Annotated in this window: 17 protein-coding genes; 11 read left to right on the plus strand and 6 right to left on the minus strand. The window is 62.7% G+C overall.

Annotated elements, in window-relative coordinates; translation table 11 throughout:
* Positions 1–75 precede the first annotated feature (75 nt).
* Positions 76–972, minus strand: coding sequence for a PA4780 family RIO1-like protein kinase (locus TRP66_RS13435; protein ID WP_333403017.1), 897 nt, complete (start codon positions 970–972; stop codon positions 76–78).
* A 174-nt stretch (positions 973–1146) separates the two neighbouring features.
* Entirely contained in the window at positions 1147–1950 is an 804-nt protein-coding gene (locus TRP66_RS13440; RefSeq protein WP_333403020.1) for an AraC family transcriptional regulator, read from the minus strand.
* An 86-nt stretch (positions 1951–2036) separates the two neighbouring features.
* Between TRP66_RS13440 and TRP66_RS13445 the strand changes: the two genes are divergently transcribed.
* Positions 2037–3065 (plus strand): bile acid:sodium symporter family protein, encoded by a 1029-nt coding sequence (locus tag TRP66_RS13445; RefSeq protein ID WP_333403022.1) that lies wholly within the window; start codon positions 2037–2039, stop codon positions 3063–3065.
* Between the two features lie 7 nt (positions 3066–3072).
* Here the strand turns inward: TRP66_RS13445 and TRP66_RS13450 are convergent, their stop codons facing one another.
* The 3 genes from TRP66_RS13450 to TRP66_RS13460 form a co-directional block, all read right to left on the minus strand.
* Positions 3073–4527, minus strand: a complete 1455-nt coding sequence (locus TRP66_RS13450) for a DUF726 domain-containing protein (protein WP_333403823.1) — start codon at positions 4525–4527, stop codon at positions 3073–3075.
* Between the two features lie 32 nt (positions 4528–4559).
* The gene (locus tag TRP66_RS13455) at positions 4560–4838 is read right to left on the minus strand and encodes a hypothetical protein (protein WP_333403024.1); all 279 of its coding nucleotides are present in this window, start codon (positions 4836–4838) and stop codon (positions 4560–4562) included.
* 92 nt (positions 4839–4930) lie between these two features.
* A complete protein-coding gene (locus TRP66_RS13460) occupies positions 4931–6199 on the minus strand; it encodes an acetyl-CoA C-acetyltransferase (RefSeq protein ID WP_333403026.1) in 1269 nt (422 codons plus the stop codon).
* A 108-nt stretch (positions 6200–6307) separates the two neighbouring features.
* Here TRP66_RS13460 and TRP66_RS13465 point away from each other — a divergent pair, with 108 nt between their 5' ends.
* From TRP66_RS13465 to TRP66_RS13490, 6 genes are all read left to right on the plus strand, one after another.
* Positions 6308–7663 (plus strand): 3-oxoacyl-ACP reductase, encoded by a 1356-nt coding sequence (locus TRP66_RS13465; RefSeq protein ID WP_333403028.1) that lies wholly within the window; start codon positions 6308–6310, stop codon positions 7661–7663.
* 27 nt (positions 7664–7690) lie between these two features.
* On the plus strand, positions 7691–8548 hold the full coding sequence (locus TRP66_RS13470; RefSeq protein ID WP_333403029.1) for a MaoC family dehydratase: 858 nt from the start codon (positions 7691–7693) through the stop codon (positions 8546–8548).
* 78 nt (positions 8549–8626) lie between these two features.
* Positions 8627–8932: a MazG-like family protein gene (locus TRP66_RS13475; RefSeq protein ID WP_333403031.1), complete on the plus strand. Its 306-nt coding sequence runs from the start codon at positions 8627–8629 to the stop codon at positions 8930–8932.
* Positions 8929–9678 carry a methyltransferase domain-containing protein gene (locus TRP66_RS13480; protein ID WP_333403034.1) on the plus strand — a complete coding sequence of 250 codons (750 nt, stop codon included), beginning with the start codon at positions 8929–8931 and terminating at the stop codon, positions 9676–9678. The genes TRP66_RS13475 and TRP66_RS13480 overlap by 4 nt, the downstream gene beginning before the upstream one ends.
* A gap of 18 nt (positions 9679–9696) precedes the next feature.
* Positions 9697–10329, plus strand: a complete 633-nt coding sequence (locus TRP66_RS13485) for a DUF4136 domain-containing protein (protein WP_333403036.1) — start codon at positions 9697–9699, stop codon at positions 10327–10329.
* Between the two features lie 18 nt (positions 10330–10347).
* Positions 10348–10911 carry a DUF4136 domain-containing protein gene (locus tag TRP66_RS13490; protein WP_333403038.1) on the plus strand — a complete coding sequence of 188 codons (564 nt, stop codon included), beginning with the start codon at positions 10348–10350 and terminating at the stop codon, positions 10909–10911.
* Between the two features lie 249 nt (positions 10912–11160).
* Here the strand turns inward: TRP66_RS13490 and TRP66_RS13495 are convergent, their stop codons facing one another.
* The gene (locus TRP66_RS13495) at positions 11161–12819 is read right to left on the minus strand and encodes a diguanylate cyclase (RefSeq protein WP_333403040.1); all 1659 of its coding nucleotides are present in this window, start codon (positions 12817–12819) and stop codon (positions 11161–11163) included.
* Between the two features lie 210 nt (positions 12820–13029).
* Here TRP66_RS13495 and TRP66_RS13500 point away from each other — a divergent pair, with 210 nt between their 5' ends.
* The 4 genes from TRP66_RS13500 (at position 13030) to speA (ending at position 17197) form a co-directional block, all read left to right on the plus strand.
* Positions 13030–14109, plus strand: coding sequence for a DUF2333 family protein (locus TRP66_RS13500; protein WP_333403042.1), 1080 nt, complete (start codon positions 13030–13032; stop codon positions 14107–14109).
* On the plus strand, positions 14109–14654 hold the full coding sequence (locus tag TRP66_RS13505) for an NUDIX hydrolase (RefSeq protein WP_333403044.1): 546 nt from the start codon (positions 14109–14111) through the stop codon (positions 14652–14654). Before TRP66_RS13500 ends, TRP66_RS13505 begins: the two co-directional genes overlap by 1 nt.
* 153 nt (positions 14655–14807) lie before the next feature.
* A complete protein-coding gene (locus tag TRP66_RS13510) occupies positions 14808–15179 on the plus strand; it encodes a translation initiation factor Sui1 (RefSeq protein WP_333403046.1) in 372 nt (123 codons plus the stop codon).
* A 104-nt stretch (positions 15180–15283) separates the two neighbouring features.
* Positions 15284–17197, plus strand: a complete 1914-nt coding sequence (gene speA, locus TRP66_RS13515; protein WP_333403048.1) for an arginine decarboxylase — start codon at positions 15284–15286, stop codon at positions 17195–17197.
* Positions 17198–17279 lie beyond the last annotated feature (82 nt).

Here is a 17279-nt window from a genome sequence, read left to right on the forward strand (position 1 = left end):
CGGTGGGTCAGTCAGTCCGCGTAACGCCGGTCGCGACCAAGGTCCCTCCCACAGCAGCGCACATGCGTCGGGGCTTCACTGCATCCACGGCGGTGTCGGTTCTTCGGCGGGTTTGCCGGGGGGCGCGTCGGCAGCCGAACGGGCGGCCTGGCGGCGGGCTTCGTCGAGACGCGCGGCTTCGATTTCACGCAGAACCCCGCCCACGTCGGCCTGCTGGTCGGTGTCCTTGAACTGGCCGGTCAGCACTGTGCTCGGCGACAAGGTGCCCGCCTGGTAATACGCCCACATTTCCTTCGCGTAGCGAGTGGCCTTGAGTTCCGGCGCGAAGCGCCCGAAATAGGCGGCCATGTTGCCCACGTCCCGCTCCAGCATGCTGAACGCATGGTTGTTGCCCGCCGCATCCACGGCCTGCGGCAAGTCGATGATGACCGGCCCGCTCGGCCCGAGCAGAACGTTGAACTCCGACAGGTCGCCATGCACCAGACCGGCGCACAGCATCAGCACGATCTGCTCGATCAGAAAGGCGTGATACTCGCGCGCCTGATCCGGCTCCAGCACCACATCGTTCAGCCGAGGCGCGGCATCGCCGTATTCATCCGCCACCAGCTCCATGAGCAGCACGCCGTCGAGAAAATCGTAAGGCTTGGGAACCCGCACGCCCGCGCTCGCGAGGCGGAACAGCGCGGCCACTTCGGCGTTCTGCCAGGCGTCTTCGGTTTCCTTGCGGCCGAACTTGGAACCCTTGGCCATCGCCCGCGCCTGACGGCTGTTACGTACTTTGCGACCTTCCTGATACTCGGCCGCCTGACGGAAACTGCGCTTGTTCGCCTCCTTGTAAACCTTGGCGCACCGCAGCTCTTTGCCGCAACGCACTACATAAACAGCTGCCTCTTTACCACTCATGAGTGGGCGCAGCACCTCGTCGACCAGACCGTCTTCGATCAGGGGTTCAATGCGTTTAGGAGTTTTCATCAGCTTTTATTGTGGGTCCTTTGTAACCAGATACGGTGTGCCGATTCGCGATTCCTGCCGTTATACGGCAATACACCGCCAGCGAGTAGGGGTAAGACCGGTCGAGGTTTGAGCTTTATATGTCAAGAAGCGTGAACTCAGCAGGATCGAAGCACCTTTCGTGCCGCGCCGACTTCATTTGAACAGATCCCCCGGCGTGTAGCCGAACAACCCCTTGAAAGCGGCGATAAATGCCGAGGTCGAGTCGTAACCGCAGGCCAGCGCGGTGTTGGTCACGCTGTCACCTTCCTCCAGCGCACTGAGCGAGGACAACAGCCGCGCCCGCTGACGCCAGCCGCGAAAACTCAGACCTGTCTCGCGCTGAAACATCCGCATCAGGGTTTTCTCGGACGTCCCCATGCGAGTGGCCCAGTCCTGCAAGGTGACGGCCTGGCTGGGATCGCCGATCAATTCATTGCACAGCGCGAGCAGCCTCGAATGCCGTGGGAGCGGCAGGGAAAATCCGACTTCAGGAAGCTGCGCGAGCTGATCCAGCAGGACCTGGACCAGCCGCGCTTCGCGGCTGTCGGTTTCTGGATAGGCCGCCGGCAACAGGCAGAAACTCTTGATGAGTTCTCTCGCCAGAGGGGTGACTTCCAGCACCCGACAGCGATCCGGCGCCCAGGTGGAATCCTGAGTGCGTACGTACAGGCTGCGCATCTCGGCGCGCATCGATGTCACGACTTCGTGCTCCAGCCCGGCCGGAATCCAGACGCCCCACTGCGGTGGCGCGAAGAAACTGCCTTCTGCGGTATGCACACCCAGCACCCCGCTGATTGCGTAGGAAAATTGCACCCATTCATGCCGGTGCACCGGCGTCCAGGATCCGGCGCGCAGGCTTTCGGCTCGGGCGTAGAGCGGTCGGGGCAAGTCGGAAAGGGTTGGAATCTGACGTTGCGCTGCGGGGTCGTGTACGAGAATCTGTCCGTTATTCGGCATGTTATGGCCTTGTGTCGCAAGACGGCTGTGGAGCAACAGGGTAGCCTGCCGGCATTCATCCTGACAAAAGTATCTCCGGGCCACTCATGCAAGCATTCAAACATCTCAAGCGGGTCGTGACCGACTGGTTCCTGTGCGGAATGGTCCTGGCGACCGTCCTGGCTTATTTTTTCCCCTCGTTCGGCGCAGACGGCGGCGGCATGCACGCCGAAGTGGTGATCAACGTCGGCGTGTTCGTGGTGTTCTTCCTGCACGGGGTGAACCTGTCCAGCGAACAGGTCGTCAAGGGTCTGAAGAACTGGCGTCTGCACCTGATGATCCAGGCCTTCACTTTTGTAGTGTTCCCGGTGATCTGGCTGATCTGCGACCTGCTGCTGGGCTCCCATGCGCCAGCGCTGTTGATGCTGGGCTTCTTCTACCTGTGCGCGCTGCCTTCGACGATTTCCTCGTCCGTGGCATTGACCGGCAGTGCCGGCGGCAACGTCCCGGCGGCCATTCTCAATGCCAGCCTGTCCAGCGTGCTGGGTATTTTCATCACTCCATGGCTGGTCAGCCTGGTGGTCGGCACTGGTGCCGGCGGTATCGACCTGGGTTCGACCCTCCTCAAGCTGTGCGGCATCCTGCTGCTGCCGCTGGTGCTCGGCCAGTTGATGCGCCCTTTGCTGGGCAAGTTTTTCGCGCGTCACAAGAAATACACCAACCTCATCGACAAGGTGGTCATCCTGCTGCTGGTCTACGCGGCCTTCTGCAACTCGATGCTGTCCGGCATCTGGCAGAACCAGGGCAGCGGCGTACTGATTGCCGCGTTCGTCGGCACGGCGGTGTTGCTGGCCGTGATCCTGTTCATGACGACCCGAACCGCTCGCCTGCTCAAGTTCGACCACGGCGACAAGGTGGCCGCGGTGTTCTGCGCCACCAAGAAATCCCTCGCGGCCGGTGCGCCGATGGCGGCACTGATCTTCGGCGCCAATCCCGGCCTGGGCATGATTCTGTTGCCGATCATGATCTACCACCCGATGCAGTTGATCGTGTGTTCGATCATCGCGGAAAACTACGCCAATCGTCACAAGCAACAGCTCTCTGAAGCCGCGCTGGAGGACGCGCGGGCCGCTTGAGCCCGCGTTACATCAGCCCGTCTTCGTCGAGGGTGACTCGCGCATAGAAAATCACCGCTACGGTGGGAATCAACGCCGAGTAACCTGGCCGCAGCGCCGTGCCGAATCGGGTCAACAAATGCTGCACGGGCGCTTGCCTGATGGCGCCCAGCAGACTTTTCAGCGTTCCGGGCGTGTGACCGGTCGTCACCATCGCGGTCGACGTGGATTCGGCGAGCAATTCGCCTGCCTCCGTGTCGCCTTCGCCGGATTTGAACATCGCCGTCACGGTCAGGCGCTCCGCCAGCGCATCGATATGCGCGGCATAGACCTCCCAGGGCATCGCCCGAACGCTGGCCCGGGGCATTTCCACCAGCGGGTGACCCGCCGGAAATGCATGGCGGAAGAACGCGCTCAGCAACAGCTCTTCCACTTCCACCACAGTCGCGCAGTGATGCAGCTCATCGCCCAGGTCGTACTGCCGGGCAAGCATGCCCAGCACACGGGTATAGGCAATCCCCCGCCGTCGCGCGGCGTTGACCAGACAATGCCCGGCCACCAGCTGGAATTCGCGCACGAAGGCATAGGTCAGGTCGGTTTCACTGTCTCTGAGACGCGTCCAGCGGCTGCTGCGCAAATGCTTGATCGCCGCATCCAGCAGATACGGCGGCGAGCGCGTCAGCACAGCGTGAAGGTAGGTGTCCTGCAGCACAGGGTCCGAAGAGGTTACCAAGGTGACGGGACTGTCCGCCTCCGGCTCGTCGCAGCCACTGAAACCGGTGGCGACCAGCACCTCCTGTAGCCGTTTCCAGTAATGATGGTGCCGATATCCTTTCATGCAGACGTTTTCGAAGTGCTCGACCGGTCCGCGTCCCAGGCTTCGTTCGCCAAGATTGAGGAGCAGCACATGATCGTCGGAGGACCAGGCATTGATCAGTCGCCCGGTGATACGCTGGCCGAGCATCGCAGCTTCATCGGCCTCGACCCGCACGGCCGCCGCCATGAGCAAGACGTCTTCGATCAGCAGCCCATGTTCGAGCGGCCCCTCGAGCCCCTTGAGCGCGCTGATCAGCAAGCGTCCGCCCAGCGAATGGCCGATCAGGTTGACCCGTTTCACGTCCGGATGATGCTCGTGCAGATACTGATCGAGCTGATCCAGCAGCACGCGGCCCATGGCTTCGGCGCGATTGCGGATGCGCGCGAAATGATAAGCCCGGTCGCCCGCCAGCGCGGCGGCACCGGCCAGCGGGTGAAAACGGGCGGCGGCCATCAGCAGGCTGCGGGACTTGTTGTCCATCTGAGCGAAGTGGCTCGACGGCCAGAACGCCAGGATGTTCACACGCTGTCGCAGGCTGGCCGGAATGCTGTTGGCAAGCATGCGCCGGTCGTCCAGGTCGTGCCCGGCCGAATAACCATGAATGAAGACATTGGCGACGCTGCCCGATGTCTTGGGCAGGGTCAGAAACTTGAAATGATTGTCCACGCTGTCCTGTCTCGCCGCGTCCAGGCGACGGGTCATTGCCTGGCGATGTAACGTTTGGCGACCAGCCCGATCAAGCGCAGGCACAGCATGACGCCTGTAATCGCGATCACGATCTTGGCGACGAACAGGAAGTACCCCTCGATTTCTTCCGACACCAGCCCCAGCAGCAGCCCCATGCCGGCGATCAACAGGCCGATCAGTACCAGGCCGATATAAGGCCTGAGCCAACGGCTTCTGGCTCCTTTGTCGACCAGATACAACAAGGCGCCCAGCAGAATCAGAATCACTGCCGCGCCGATGATCAGCCCCATGTCTCACCTGCATGCCAAACGAATGAATGCGGAGCTTCGAAGCTCCGCGGCCTTTCGATTATGCCTGCTCGCGGCGCGCCTTTGCTATCCGCTCAGCGCTCCAGGATCGCCGTTACGCCCTGTCCGCCAGCGGCGCAGATGGAAATGAGACCGCGTCCTTGTCCGGCCGCGTCCAGCAGCTTGGCAAGGTTGGCGACGATGCGGCCGCCGGTTGCCGCGAACGGGTGGCCGGCAGCCAGCGAACTGCCCTTGACGTTGATCCGGTCGCGCTCGATGGCGCCCAGTGGCGCGGCGAGTCCCAGCCGATCCCGGCAATAATCCGGGTCTTCCCAGGCCTTGAGGGTGCACAGGACCTGCGCGGCGAAGGCTTCGTGGATTTCGTAATAATCGAAATCCTGAAGACTCAGCCCGTTGCGCGCCAGCAGCCGGGGCACGGCATAGGCCGGCGCCATAAGCAGACCCTCTTCCCCGCGTAGGAAATCCACCGCCGCCGCTTCGCCGTCGCGCCAGTACGCGAGAATCGGCAGGCCGCGTGCCTTGGCCCAGTCCTCGCTCGCCAGCAGGACCACGGACGCGCCGTCGGTCAGGGGCGTGGAATTGCCGGCGGTGAGCGTGCCTTTGTCGCTGCGCTCGAACGCCGGTTTCAGGGCCGCGAGCTTCTCCAGCGAAAGATCCGGGCGCAGGTTGTTGTCGCGGGTCAGGCCCAGATAGGGGGTGATCAGGTCGGTGTGCCAGCCCTCGGCATAAGCCGCAGCCATCTTCCGATGGCTTTCCAGCGCCAGCTGATCCTGCTCCGCGCGTGGGATATGCCAATGCTGGGCCATCAATTCGCAGTGCTGCCCCATCGATAGGCCGGTGCGCGGCTCTCCGTTGCGTGGCAGCTCGGGTTTGAGATTGCCCGGCCGCAGTCGCAACAGCGCGCGAGCCTTGTCGGCCATGCTCTTGGTGCGATTGACCTGCAACAGGACATGGCGCAGCTCTTCATTGATGCCGATGGGCGCGTCCGACGTGGTATCCACACCACCCGCAATGCCGCAGTCGATCTGGCCCAGAGCGATCTTGTTGGCAATCAACAGTGCCGCCTCAAGCCCGGTGCCGCAGGCTTGCTGAATATCGTAGGCCGGCGTCTGCGCGCTGAGCCGCGAGCCGAGCACGCATTCCCGGGTCAGGTTGAAATCCCGCGAGTGCTTGAGCACCGCGCCCGCCGCCACTTCGCCCATGCGCAGGCCGTGCAGATTGAAACGCTCGATCAGGCCTTCGAGCGCCGCCGTCAGCATTTCCTGATTGCTGGCAGTGGCATAAGGTCCATTGGAGCGGGCAAACGGGATGCGGTTACCGCCGACGATGGCGACTCGTGTCATGGGACATTCCCTTTTCTCAAGCGGATGGATGAACAGCGTAGCCAGCCAAGAACAAACCTCGCTCCGGTGTGGTCCACTTGTTTGAACCTCGACCCGGGAGCCTGTTCCATGCCGTCTGATCGCTATATCGATTTCGCCAACTCCGACATGGGACGTCGCCTGGTGAAAGCCGTCGGGCTGCCGAGCCCGACGCGCCTGGAACGCTGGCAGGCCGGACGTCTGCGACCCGTCGAAGGCACTCTGCTGATCAGCGCCGGACCTCTGGCCGACCAGGTCAGGCTGTTTGCCCAGCGCTTGACCGATTCGCTCTATAGCTTCGGCAGCGAAATGCCCGGCGCAACCATCTGGGTCGCCAATCAGGGCCCGAAACTCAAGGCCGTCGTCTTCGACGCCAGTACGCTGCTGCGCACCGAGCAGCTCAAGCAATTGCGCGACTTCTTCCAGCCGCTGCTGCGCAGTCTGGAGCCCAGCGCGCACATTGTGATTCTCGGTCACGCGCCGGCCAACCTCGACGATCCGCTGGCCGCCAGCACGCAGCAGGCGATCGAAGGCTTCAGCCGTTCGCTGGCCAAGGAAATGCGCAACGGCGGCACCGTCCAGCTTCTGCAGGTGGACGCAGGTGCCGAAACTCAGCTCGAGGGCGCGTTGCGCTTTCTGCTGTCGCCGAAAAGCGCGTTCATTTCAGGGCAGGTCATTCGCCTGACGCCCTACCCCACCCATGTGCAGGACTGGACGCGCCCGCTGGCCGGGCAGAAAGCGCTAGTCACTGGCGCGGCGCGAGGCATCGGCGCGTCTATCGCAGAAACCCTGACCCGCGACGGTGCTGAAGTCATTCTGCTCGACGTGCCTCAGGCCGCGCAGGACCTCGAAGCCCTGGCCGCCCGGCTGGGCGGGCGGGCACTGACCCTGGACATCTGCGCCGAGGATGCCGCCAGCCAGTTGCGCGAGCAGGTGTCAGGAGGCATCGACATTCTGGTGCACAACGCCGGCATCACGCGGGACAAGACCCTGGCGAACATGCCCGAGGATTTCTGGGACACCGTGCTGGCGGTCAACCTCAACGCTCCACAGGTGCTCACCCAGGCGCTGCTGGATAACGGCACGCTCAACGACAACGCCAGGATCGTGCTGATGGCGTCGATCAGCGGGCTGGCCGGCAATCGCGGCCAGACCAACTACACCACCAGCAAGGCCGGCCTGATCGGTTTCGCCCGCGCGCTCGCGCCTGCGCTGCAATCGCGCGGCATGACGATCAATGCCGTGGCGCCAGGCTTCATCGAAACGCGGATGACCGCCGAGATGCCCTTCACCCTGCGCGAAGCAGGACGCCGCATGAGTTCGCTGGGCCAGGGCGGGCTGCCCCAGGACGTGGCGGAAGCCGTGGCATGGTTCAGCCAGCCCGGCAGCGGCGCGATTACCGGCCAGGTGCTGCGGGTGTGTGGACAAAGCGTGATCGGGGCCTGACCCCGGACGAGTGGAAGGAGACGGATGATGACTGCTCACTGGCGTTACCTGGACTCGCTACAACCCTTGTCGAACCTGTTCATCCAGGCGGCATTGCGGCGCAAGGTCACAGGCACCGACCTGCCTCAGACCGGGCTGCGCAGCTGGGTGTCGGTGGACACCGACAAGCTGGCGCAGTACCGTAGAATCTGCGGTTTCAAGGAGGCCAGTCTGCTGCCGCCGACCTTTCCCCATGTGCTGGCGTTTCCGCTCCAGATGCAGTTGATGACCGCCAAGGACTTCCCCTTTCCGTTGCTGGGCCTGATCCACATTGCCAACCGCATCCGCATTCACCGGCCACTGGGCGGCATCACCCAGCTTTATGTCGGGGTGCAGGCCACCGGTTTGCAGGCCCATGCCAAGGGCGCGACCTTCAGCCTCAATACGCAGGTCGAGGACGGGCTGGGGCTGCTCTGGGAAGAGGAAAGCACCATGCTGTGCAAGGGTGTGCAACTGGAAGGACCGGCGTTCGAAGCGTCGCATCCCGAAGCCTTGGCGGTCGACGAACTGACGCGCTGGGAAATCCCGGGCGATATCGGGCGCCAGTACGCCCGGGTGTCCGGCGATTACAATCCGATCCACTTGAGCGCGGCCAGCGCCCGGCTGTTCGGCTTCCCCAAGGCCATCGCCCATGGCATGTGGCTTAAAGCCCGCACGCTGGCGGCGCTGGACGATCATTTGCCGGCTTCCAACGTGGAAATCGCCGTCGACTTCCACAAACCGGTGCGCTTGCCGGCCCATGCGGTGCTGTCCGCCAGCGCCGCGGGTTCCCACGGCCAGTTGCGCGTCGAGGGCGAGCCGGACCTGCTGCACATGACCGGCCGCTGGTATCCGGCGGCGGAATGAGCCCGCAACGCTGGGGGTGAAAACCCGCTTGCCTGGCGTCTCGTTCCCCCTGAAGCTATGCCCCTTCAGGAGAGCAAGATGAACCTCGACGAATTGACCCGACGCCTGCATCGCATTCGCGATGAGAATGACTGGAAACAGTTTCACAGTCCCAAGAACCTTGCCATGGCAGCCAGCGTAGAGATGGCCGAACTGGTAGAAATCTTCCAGTGGCTGCGCGAGGACGAGTCCCGTGCGCTGTCGCCCGAGAAACTGGCCCATGCCGGCCAGGAAGTGGGCGACATCGTGCTTTATCTTCTGCTGTTGTGCAGCGAACTTGGACTGGATATGGAAGAGATCGTGCGCAGCAAGCTCGCGGACAGCGAACGGAGATTCGCCAAGTGAGCGACCGTCATTTCGATCAGCTGGCGACCCGCTTCGCGGAAAAAATCTACGGGGGCGCCAAGGGCGCGATCCGTCTTGCTGTGCTTCAGACCGACCTGGCCGAAGCCCTGCCCGACCGCCCGTTGCGGGTACTCGATATCGGCGCGGGGCTTGGACACATGTCGCTGTGGCTGGCGGAACAAGGCCATCAGGTAACGCTTGCCGAACCGGCGCAACCCATGCTCGACGGCGCCCGCCAGCGCTTCGCCGAGGCAGGCCGCGAGGCGACCTTCATGCTCGCGCCCTGGCAGGAACTGCCCGAACTGCTCGACCAGACCTACGATCTGGTGCTGTGTCACGCCGTGCTGGAATGGCTGGCCGAGCCGCATGCGATTCTGCCGGTACTGCGTCGCCTGACCGCCGACGACGGCTGGCTGTCCCTGGCGTTCTATAACCGCGACGCGCTGATTTATCGCAATCTGCTCAAGGGCCACTTTCGCAAGATGCGCAAGAACGATCTGGCCGGCGAGAAACAGAGCCTGACGCCCCAGCAGCCGCTCGATCCACGGGAACTGGCGACGCAACTTGAAGGATCGTGGCGGGTCGAAACCCAGAGCGGCGTACGGGTGTTCCACGATTACATGCCGGTCGAGTTTCAGGCTCGTGCCGAGCTGGATGCGCTGGTGGAGATGGAACTGGCCCATCGTCGCCACCCGGCTTTCGCCGGTCTGGGTCGTTACCTGCACTGGATCTGCCGTCCGGTCTGACACCTTGCGGAGAGCATCATGAAACGCTGCCTCGCCTTGCTCGCCTTCGTCTTCACCTTGAGCGCCTGCCAGAGCGACAACCCATACGTCGCCCAATCCAGACCGCTGCCAGCGGCCCCGGCGCAGGCCGCGAACACGCTGGACATGAGCGCCTATCCCGCTGCGCCGCGAGACTACGGCCGCTATCGCAGCTGGGCGTGGCTCAATGGCCAGTTACCTGCGGGCACGGCCTGGATGGATTCCGCGCAGGTCGCCGAGGCCGTGAGCAATGGCCTGGACCAGCGGGGCCTGCGCCCGGCGCGGGCCAACCAGCCGGCGGACGTCTACGTTCGCGCGGCGATGCGTCAGGAAACCCGTCTGCGTCAGGTGCGGGACTACGATGATTATTACGATCCCTATTACGGCAGCTCGCTGGGCTATGGCGGCTACGGGCGCCACGGCTACGGTTATGGCGGTTATGCCAGCGTCCCGATCGTGCGCACCTATCAAGTACAGGTCATGGTCGTCCAGATCGAGCTGATCGATGCGCGCAGCGGCCAGCCTGTATGGAGCGCCAGCGCCGATGCATCGAGCGGTGACAAGCAATCGGATCGCGGCAAGGCCCTGCGCCAGGCCGTGCAACAGGCTTTGAACGCGTACCCGCCTTCTTGATTCCTCCGGAGAACTGCCATGTTCCGTCATTTGCTCGTGTTATCACTCACCTTCCTGCTGGGGGCCTGCCAGAGCTATCACATCGACCGTGACTTCGATGCCCAGCGGGATTTCGCCGGCTACCGCAGCTGGAGCTGGAAGGAGCCGGCGGTGCAGTACCAGCCGGATGATCCACGCTTCAAGAGCGACCTGACCGAACAACGCATCCGCCAGGCCATCAATGAACAGCTCGACCAGCGCGGCCTGCGCCAGGCGCCGGCCGGTGCCGCAGGCGATCTGAAGGTCCAGGCCTGGCTGATCGTCGAAAACCGCCAGCAGATGGTCAGTTCCAATTATGGAGGGGGCTGGGGTCCCTGGGGTGGTTACGGGTATTGGGGCGCGCCAATGACCACCGAGACCCGCAATGTGGATTACAAGGTCTCGACCCTGCAGATCGACCTGTTCGACGCCAGGGACGGCAAGCTGGTCTGGCGTGGCAGCACCGAACGCGTGCTCGGCAGCAACCCCGACAACCCGGCCGAACGCGACAGCGTCATGCGCACCGTCGTGGCGAAGATTCTAGAGCAGTATCCGCCGCGCTGAGATTCCGTGGGAGCCAGCGGGCGGCGATCCGTCTTGCTGGCGATGCGGACAACGCGGTGTGACTGATGTACCGCGGCGTCCCTATCGCCAGCAAGCTGGCTCCTACAAGAAGGCCGGGTCTCTATCCGCCTACAGCCGGCACGCCTCCTGTCCGTGGGAGCCAGCTTGCTGGCGATGCAGGCGATGTGGTGTGTCAGTCACACCGCAATGGCTGTCGCGACCAAGGTCCCTCCCACAGAAGCCAACGGGTTAATGTGTTGCGGTGTCTCTATCGCCAGCGAGCTGGCTCCTGCTGGTCAGCTCCGATTGCACTTGATTGCGCCCTTCACGCTTGGCGCGGTAGAGCATGCTGTCGGCCTGGGAGGCGAGGCTCAGGCTGTCGTCATCGGGTCCCAGTGCGACGATGCCGGCGCTGAAGGTGCACAACAGGTCAACTGGCTGGGCGGGGTACTGGATTTCGGCGAACCGGTGACGAATCTCTTCGAGCACGTCGTGCGCGCGTTCGAGGGTGGTGTCCGGCATCACGATGGCGAATTCTTCGCCGCCGTAACGTCCGATGAAGTCGGTCTTGCGCAGGCGCTGGCGCAGGAACAGCGCCATGCTCTTGATCACCCGGTCCCCCATGGGGTGCCCGTGGCTGTCGTTGATCTTCTTGAAATGATCGATATCCAGCATGGCGAAGCACAGCGGCTTGCCCTGGCGACGCGCGCGGAAACTGCAGTCTTCGAGCAGTTGCAGAATGTGGGTGTGGTTATACAGACCGGTCAGGCTGTCACGAATCATGCGGGACTTGAGACTGCGAGCACGCGCCGCCCGATTGCGCACGGTCGTGATCAGGTGCCGTGGCTTGATCGGCTTGGTCAGGAAGTCATCACCGCCTTCGCTCATGGCGTCGAGCTGCTTGTCCTGATCGTCCTCGGCCGACAGATAGATGATCGGCACGCTGACATAACGGTCGTTATGGCGGATGACTTTCGCCAGTTCAGTGCCCGTGCAGCCGGGCATGTACATGTCGAGAATAATGAGGTCCGGCTGGAATTCCGCCAGTTCAGCCATGGTGCGGATTGGATCGAGCAAGGTCCGGGTCACGATGCCGGCCGCGTTGAGAACGCGTTCGGTATGGGTCGCCTGGGAGCGGGAGTCGTCGATGATCAGCACCTTGAACGGCTCGTATTGCGCCACGCAGGTCAACACTTCGATCTTTTCCAGCAGGCTCGACGCTTCCAGCGCACCGGTCAGAAATTCTTCGCCCCCGGCACGCACCGCCGCCAGCCGCATGGGGGTGTCGGCTTCGTGAAGGCTGAAGAACAGCAGCGGCAGTCTCTGGTCAAGCCCCTGCTGGATCTGTGCCGCGAGCGCCAGCCCCTGACCGGCGCCGGAAAAATCGACATCCATGATGATTGCCGCCGGATGGCGCTGTTGCATGGCCGCATGAAACTCCGCGACGTCTGTCAGCGACAGCGCCGACAAACCGAAGAACTCCAGTTGCTTTGCCAGCCGTTCGGCCCGCTCATGATCCTGAAGCACCACATAGACGGGTTTGCGCAGTGGCGGCAGGGAAATCTGCTCCAGCGTGTCGCCCTGCCGCAATCCGGTTCGCGACAGGCGTTGCATCACACCATTGAGTTCAGTGATGACAGAGCTGGTCAGGCGACCCTGATTGATTTCGATGCTGTCCAGCGCCTGGCTCAATTGCTCCGCCAGGGCGAAATGCTCAGGCTGCTCGAAACGCTCGGCAAAGCGCATCAGCTTGACTGTCGCCTCTTTCAGCTCGACCAGATCGCTCGCTGACCACTCGGATTTCTGCAGCCGTTGCCAGGCTTCCAGAATCTGGCGTGCCTGATGGATGACCCGTTGGGCAAAGTGCTGCTTGAGTCGATCGCGACTGGGGTCTACGGCTTGGGTCATGGGCGGGCTACTGAGGACGTGGCATAGCGAGGCAGCTAGTGGCTCTATGCTACCACCTCCCATCGTTTCCTGAGAGTGCCGTAAGTCATTTAATTGACAACCGTTCGATGGCGTTCGGCCCGCAAGCTCCCCGCAAAAACGCACATTGCGGTATGGTTGCTGTCGAACGCCACGTGAAGCATCCCACTCAAGACCGAAAGGACCTCTACCATGCTGGATTGGAAGAACCGCGCAGGCAGCGCGGGTGAGCGCACCGCTGACACTTCGTCGACCAGAAGACGCGGTTATCTGGGCAATCTTTTCTACAGTCGGGCATTGGGCGCCTTGATCCTGATCTACCTGCTGGTCACCCTGGTGATCGGCTGGTACTGGAGCAAGGAGCCGGCGCTGTTTCCGGTCCAGCAGAACGCGCAGGCGGCCGCCGAGCGCGAAGGCAAGCAGATCGTCATCGGCTACACCACGGTGGAAACCCTCAAGAGCGTGACCCGCACGCTGCTCGACAAGCGTGGCGGCTATCTGTCCAACGACCGCATGCCGCCCGGCCTGTGGCTAGACAACATACCCAGCTGGGAATACGGCGTGCTGGTCCAGCTGCGCGACCTGAGCCGCGCCTTGCGCAAGGATTTCGCCCGCTCCCAGTCGCAATCGGCCGAAGACGGTGATCTGGCGCGCGCTGAACCGCTGTTCAACTTCGACAACCGCAGCTGGGTGCTGCCTTCCAGCGAATCGCAGTACACCGAGGCCATCAACGCGCTGAGTCGCTATCAGGCCCGGCTGTCCGATCCTAACCAGAAAACCGCGCTGTTCTACGCCCGCGCCGACAACCTCAACAACTGGCTGGGCGACGTGGGCACGCGCCTGGGTTCGCTGTCGCAGCGTCTGTCGGCCAGCGTCGGCCGGGTCAAACTCAACAGCACGCTGAAAACCGAAGCGGTGGAATCGGTCAAGCCGGGCGAAGTCCCGCAGGTGGATGAAGAAATCGTCGAGACGCCATGGTTGCAGATCGACAACGTCTTCTACGAAGCACGCGGTCAGGCATGGGCCTTGTCGCATTTGCTGCGCGCCATTGAAGTCGACTTCGCTGATGTGCTGGCCAAGAAGAACGCGACGGTCAGCGTTCGCCAGATCATCCGTGAGCTGGAGGCGTCCCAGGAGCCGCTGTGGAGTCCGATGATCCTCAACGGCAGTGCCTTCGGCGTGTTCGCCAACCACTCGCTGGTAATGGCGAACTACATTTCCCGCGCCAACGCCGCGGTCATCGATCTTCGTCAGTTGCTGTCGCAAGGCTGATGGCTATCTCCCAGAACGAGGCCGCGCATCGCGCGGCTTCCGATGCCGAACGAATCGCCTGGGTCGACGAACAGGACCGGCTGCTCGGCTCGCTGCCCCGCGCCGAACTGCGCGAGCGCAATCTGATCGGGCGCGCCGCCTATATTCTGCTGTTCAACAGCGCGGGTGAACTGTGTGTGCATCGTCGCACCCTGAGCAAAGCCATCTACCCCGGCTATTGGGACGTGGCCGCCGGCGGAATGGTCCAGGCCGAGGAAAGCTACGAGGAATCGGCAACGCGTGAGCTGGAAGAAGAACTGGGCATCCGTGGCGTACCGCTGCGAACCCATCAACGGTTCTTCTTCGATGAGCCCGGCAACCGGGCCTGGTGCGCGGTGTTCTCCGCCGTGTCCGACGACCCGCTGTGTCTGCAGCCCGAAGAAGTCCTCGAAGCGCGATTTCTCCCCATCGAGGAAGTCTTGCGCCACGCTCTCGAAACCCCCTACTGCCCCGACTCTGTGGTGGCGTTGAACGGCTACCTGAAACAGGTCGCAAATGCTCAGTAAATTGCCGCATTCGGCCCCTTAGCAATTCCGGTTTTTGTCGTTAAACTGCGCGACCTTTTCAAACAGTAGCGCCGCCCCTGCCAGAGTGGGGCTTCGCAGTCGCGGTTCAGTATTGAGCCGGACTCTCATCAGTCCTCAACAAGAGGATTTCCCGTGGCCAAGAAAGCCGCTTCCTTCGCCGCATTGGGCGGCCTGGTGTTTTCCACCGATGCCGGGCGTCACTGCCCCGAATGCCGTCAGCCGGTCGATGCCTGCACCTGCAAGCAGACCAGGATTCCCGAAGGTGATGGTATCGCGCGCGTTCGCCGCGAGAGCAAGGGGCGTGGCGGCAAGACCGTCACCACCATTACCGGCGTGCCGCTCGCCGAAGACGACCTCAAGGACCTGGCCAAGGCGCTCAAGCAGCGTTGCGGCACCGGCGGAGCGCTCAAGGACGGCGTCATCGAGATCCAGGGCGACCACGTCGAGCTGTTGCTGGCCGAGCTGAGCAAAAAAGGTTTCAAGGCCAAAAAGTCCGGCGGTTGACGACCCGCCGTCGGCGACGGCGAACAAATTCGTCATTTCCACTCTCTACACTGCGTCCAGCCGAATTCGGGCTGGCGCTTCAAGACTTTCAGAAGGGGACCTCGATGTCCGCACGACGCACACGCAAAGATGACGGCAGCCAATGGACAGTGGCCGACAGCCGCAGCGTTTATGGTATCCGTCACTGGGGCGCCGGTTATTTCGCGATCAACGAAGCCGGCCGCGTTGAAGTCCGCCCCAACGGTCCGGACAGCTCGCCCATCGACCTCTTCGAGCAGGTCGAGCAACTGCGCAAGAGCGGCCTGTCGCTGCCGCTGCTGGTGCGCTTCCCCGATATCCTGCAAGACCGCGTACGCCAGTTGACCGGCGCGTTCGACAGCAACATCGCGCGCCAGGAATACCAGAACAAGTACACCGCGCTCTACCCGATCAAGGTCAACCAGCAGGAAGCGGTGGTGGAAAACATCATCGCCACCCAGAACGTTTCCATCGGCCTGGAAGCCGGCTCCAAGCCTGAGCTGATGGCGGTGCTGGCGCTGGCGCCCAAGGGTGGCACCATCGTCTGCAACGGTTACAAGGACCGCGAGTTCATCCGTCTGGCGCTGATGGGCCAGAAGCTGGGTCACAACGTTTTCATCGTGATCGAGAAGGAATCCGAAGTCGAACTGGTGATCGAAGAAGCTGCCGAACTCAAGGTGGCGCCTCAGGTCGGCCTGCGGGTGCGCCTGTCGTCGCTGGCGTCGAGCAAATGGGCCGACACCGGTGGCGAAAAATCCAAGTTCGGTCTGTCCGCCGCGCAGCTGCTGTCGGTGGTCGACCGTTTCCGCAAGGCCGGTCTGGACCAGGGCATTCGCCTGCTGCACTTCCACATGGGTTCGCAGATCGCCAACCTGGCCGACTACCAGCACGGCTTCAAGGAAGCGATCCGCTACTACGGCGAGCTGCGCAACCTGGACCTTCCGGTCGATCACATCGACGTCGGCGGCGGCCTGGGCGTCGACTATGACGGTACTCACTCGCGCAACGCCAGTTCGATCAACTACGACATGGACGATTACGCCGGTGTCGTGGTCGGCATGCTCAAGGAATTCTGCGACGCGCAGGGCCTGCCGCATCCGCACATTTTCTCCGAGAGCGGTCGCTCGCTGACCGCCCACCACGCCATGCTGGTGGTGCAGGTCACCGACGTCGAGAAGCACAACGACGAAGTGCCCGAAGTCACAGATAAGGAAAGCCTGCCCGAAACCTTGCAATGGATGGTGGACCTGCTCGGCCCGACCGATATCGAGATGGTCACCGAAACCTACTGGCGCGCCACGCACTACATGAGCGACATCGCCGCCCAGTATGCCGACGGCAAGATTTCCCTGGCGCAGAAGGCGTTGGGCGAGCAGTGCTACTTCGCGGTCTGCCGCCGGCTGCACAACTCGCTCAAGGCTCGCCAGCGCTCGCATCGCCAGGTGCTGGACGAACTCAACGACAAGCTGGCCGACAAATACATCTGCAACTTCTCGGTGTTCCAGAGCCTGCCGGATACCTGGGCGATCGGTCAGGTACTGCCGATCCTGCCACTGCATCGCCTCGACGAAGAGCCTTTGCGCCGTGCCGTGCTGCAGGATCTGACCTGCGACTCGGACGGCAAGATCAAGCAGTACGTCGACGAGCAGAGCATCGAAACCAGCCTGCCGGTACACGCGCTCAATCAAGGCGAAGACTACCTGCTGGGTATCTTCCTGGTCGGGGCCTATCAGGAAATTCTCGGTGACATGCACAACCTGTTCGGTGACACCGATTCGGTGAACATCTACCAGAACCAGGATGGCAGCGTGTACCACGCCGGTATCGAAACCCACGACACCATCGAAGACATGCTGCGCTATGTGCACTTGTCGCCCGAGGAACTGATGACCCATTACCGGGACAAGGTCGCCAGCGCGAAGATCACCCCGCGCGAGCGCACCTACTACCTGGACGCTCTGCGCCTGGGCCTGACCCGCTCGTCCTACCTGTCGTCCTGACGCGACCAAGGGCTATGGCCGTTCTCATGCCACACGTGGGAACGGTCATTAGCCTGTGTAGGCAACTTCCTTTTCGGTCGTT

Source organism: Pseudomonas sp. JDS28PS106, assembly GCF_036706555.1.
Classification (GTDB): Bacteria; Pseudomonadota; Gammaproteobacteria; order Pseudomonadales; family Pseudomonadaceae; genus Aquipseudomonas.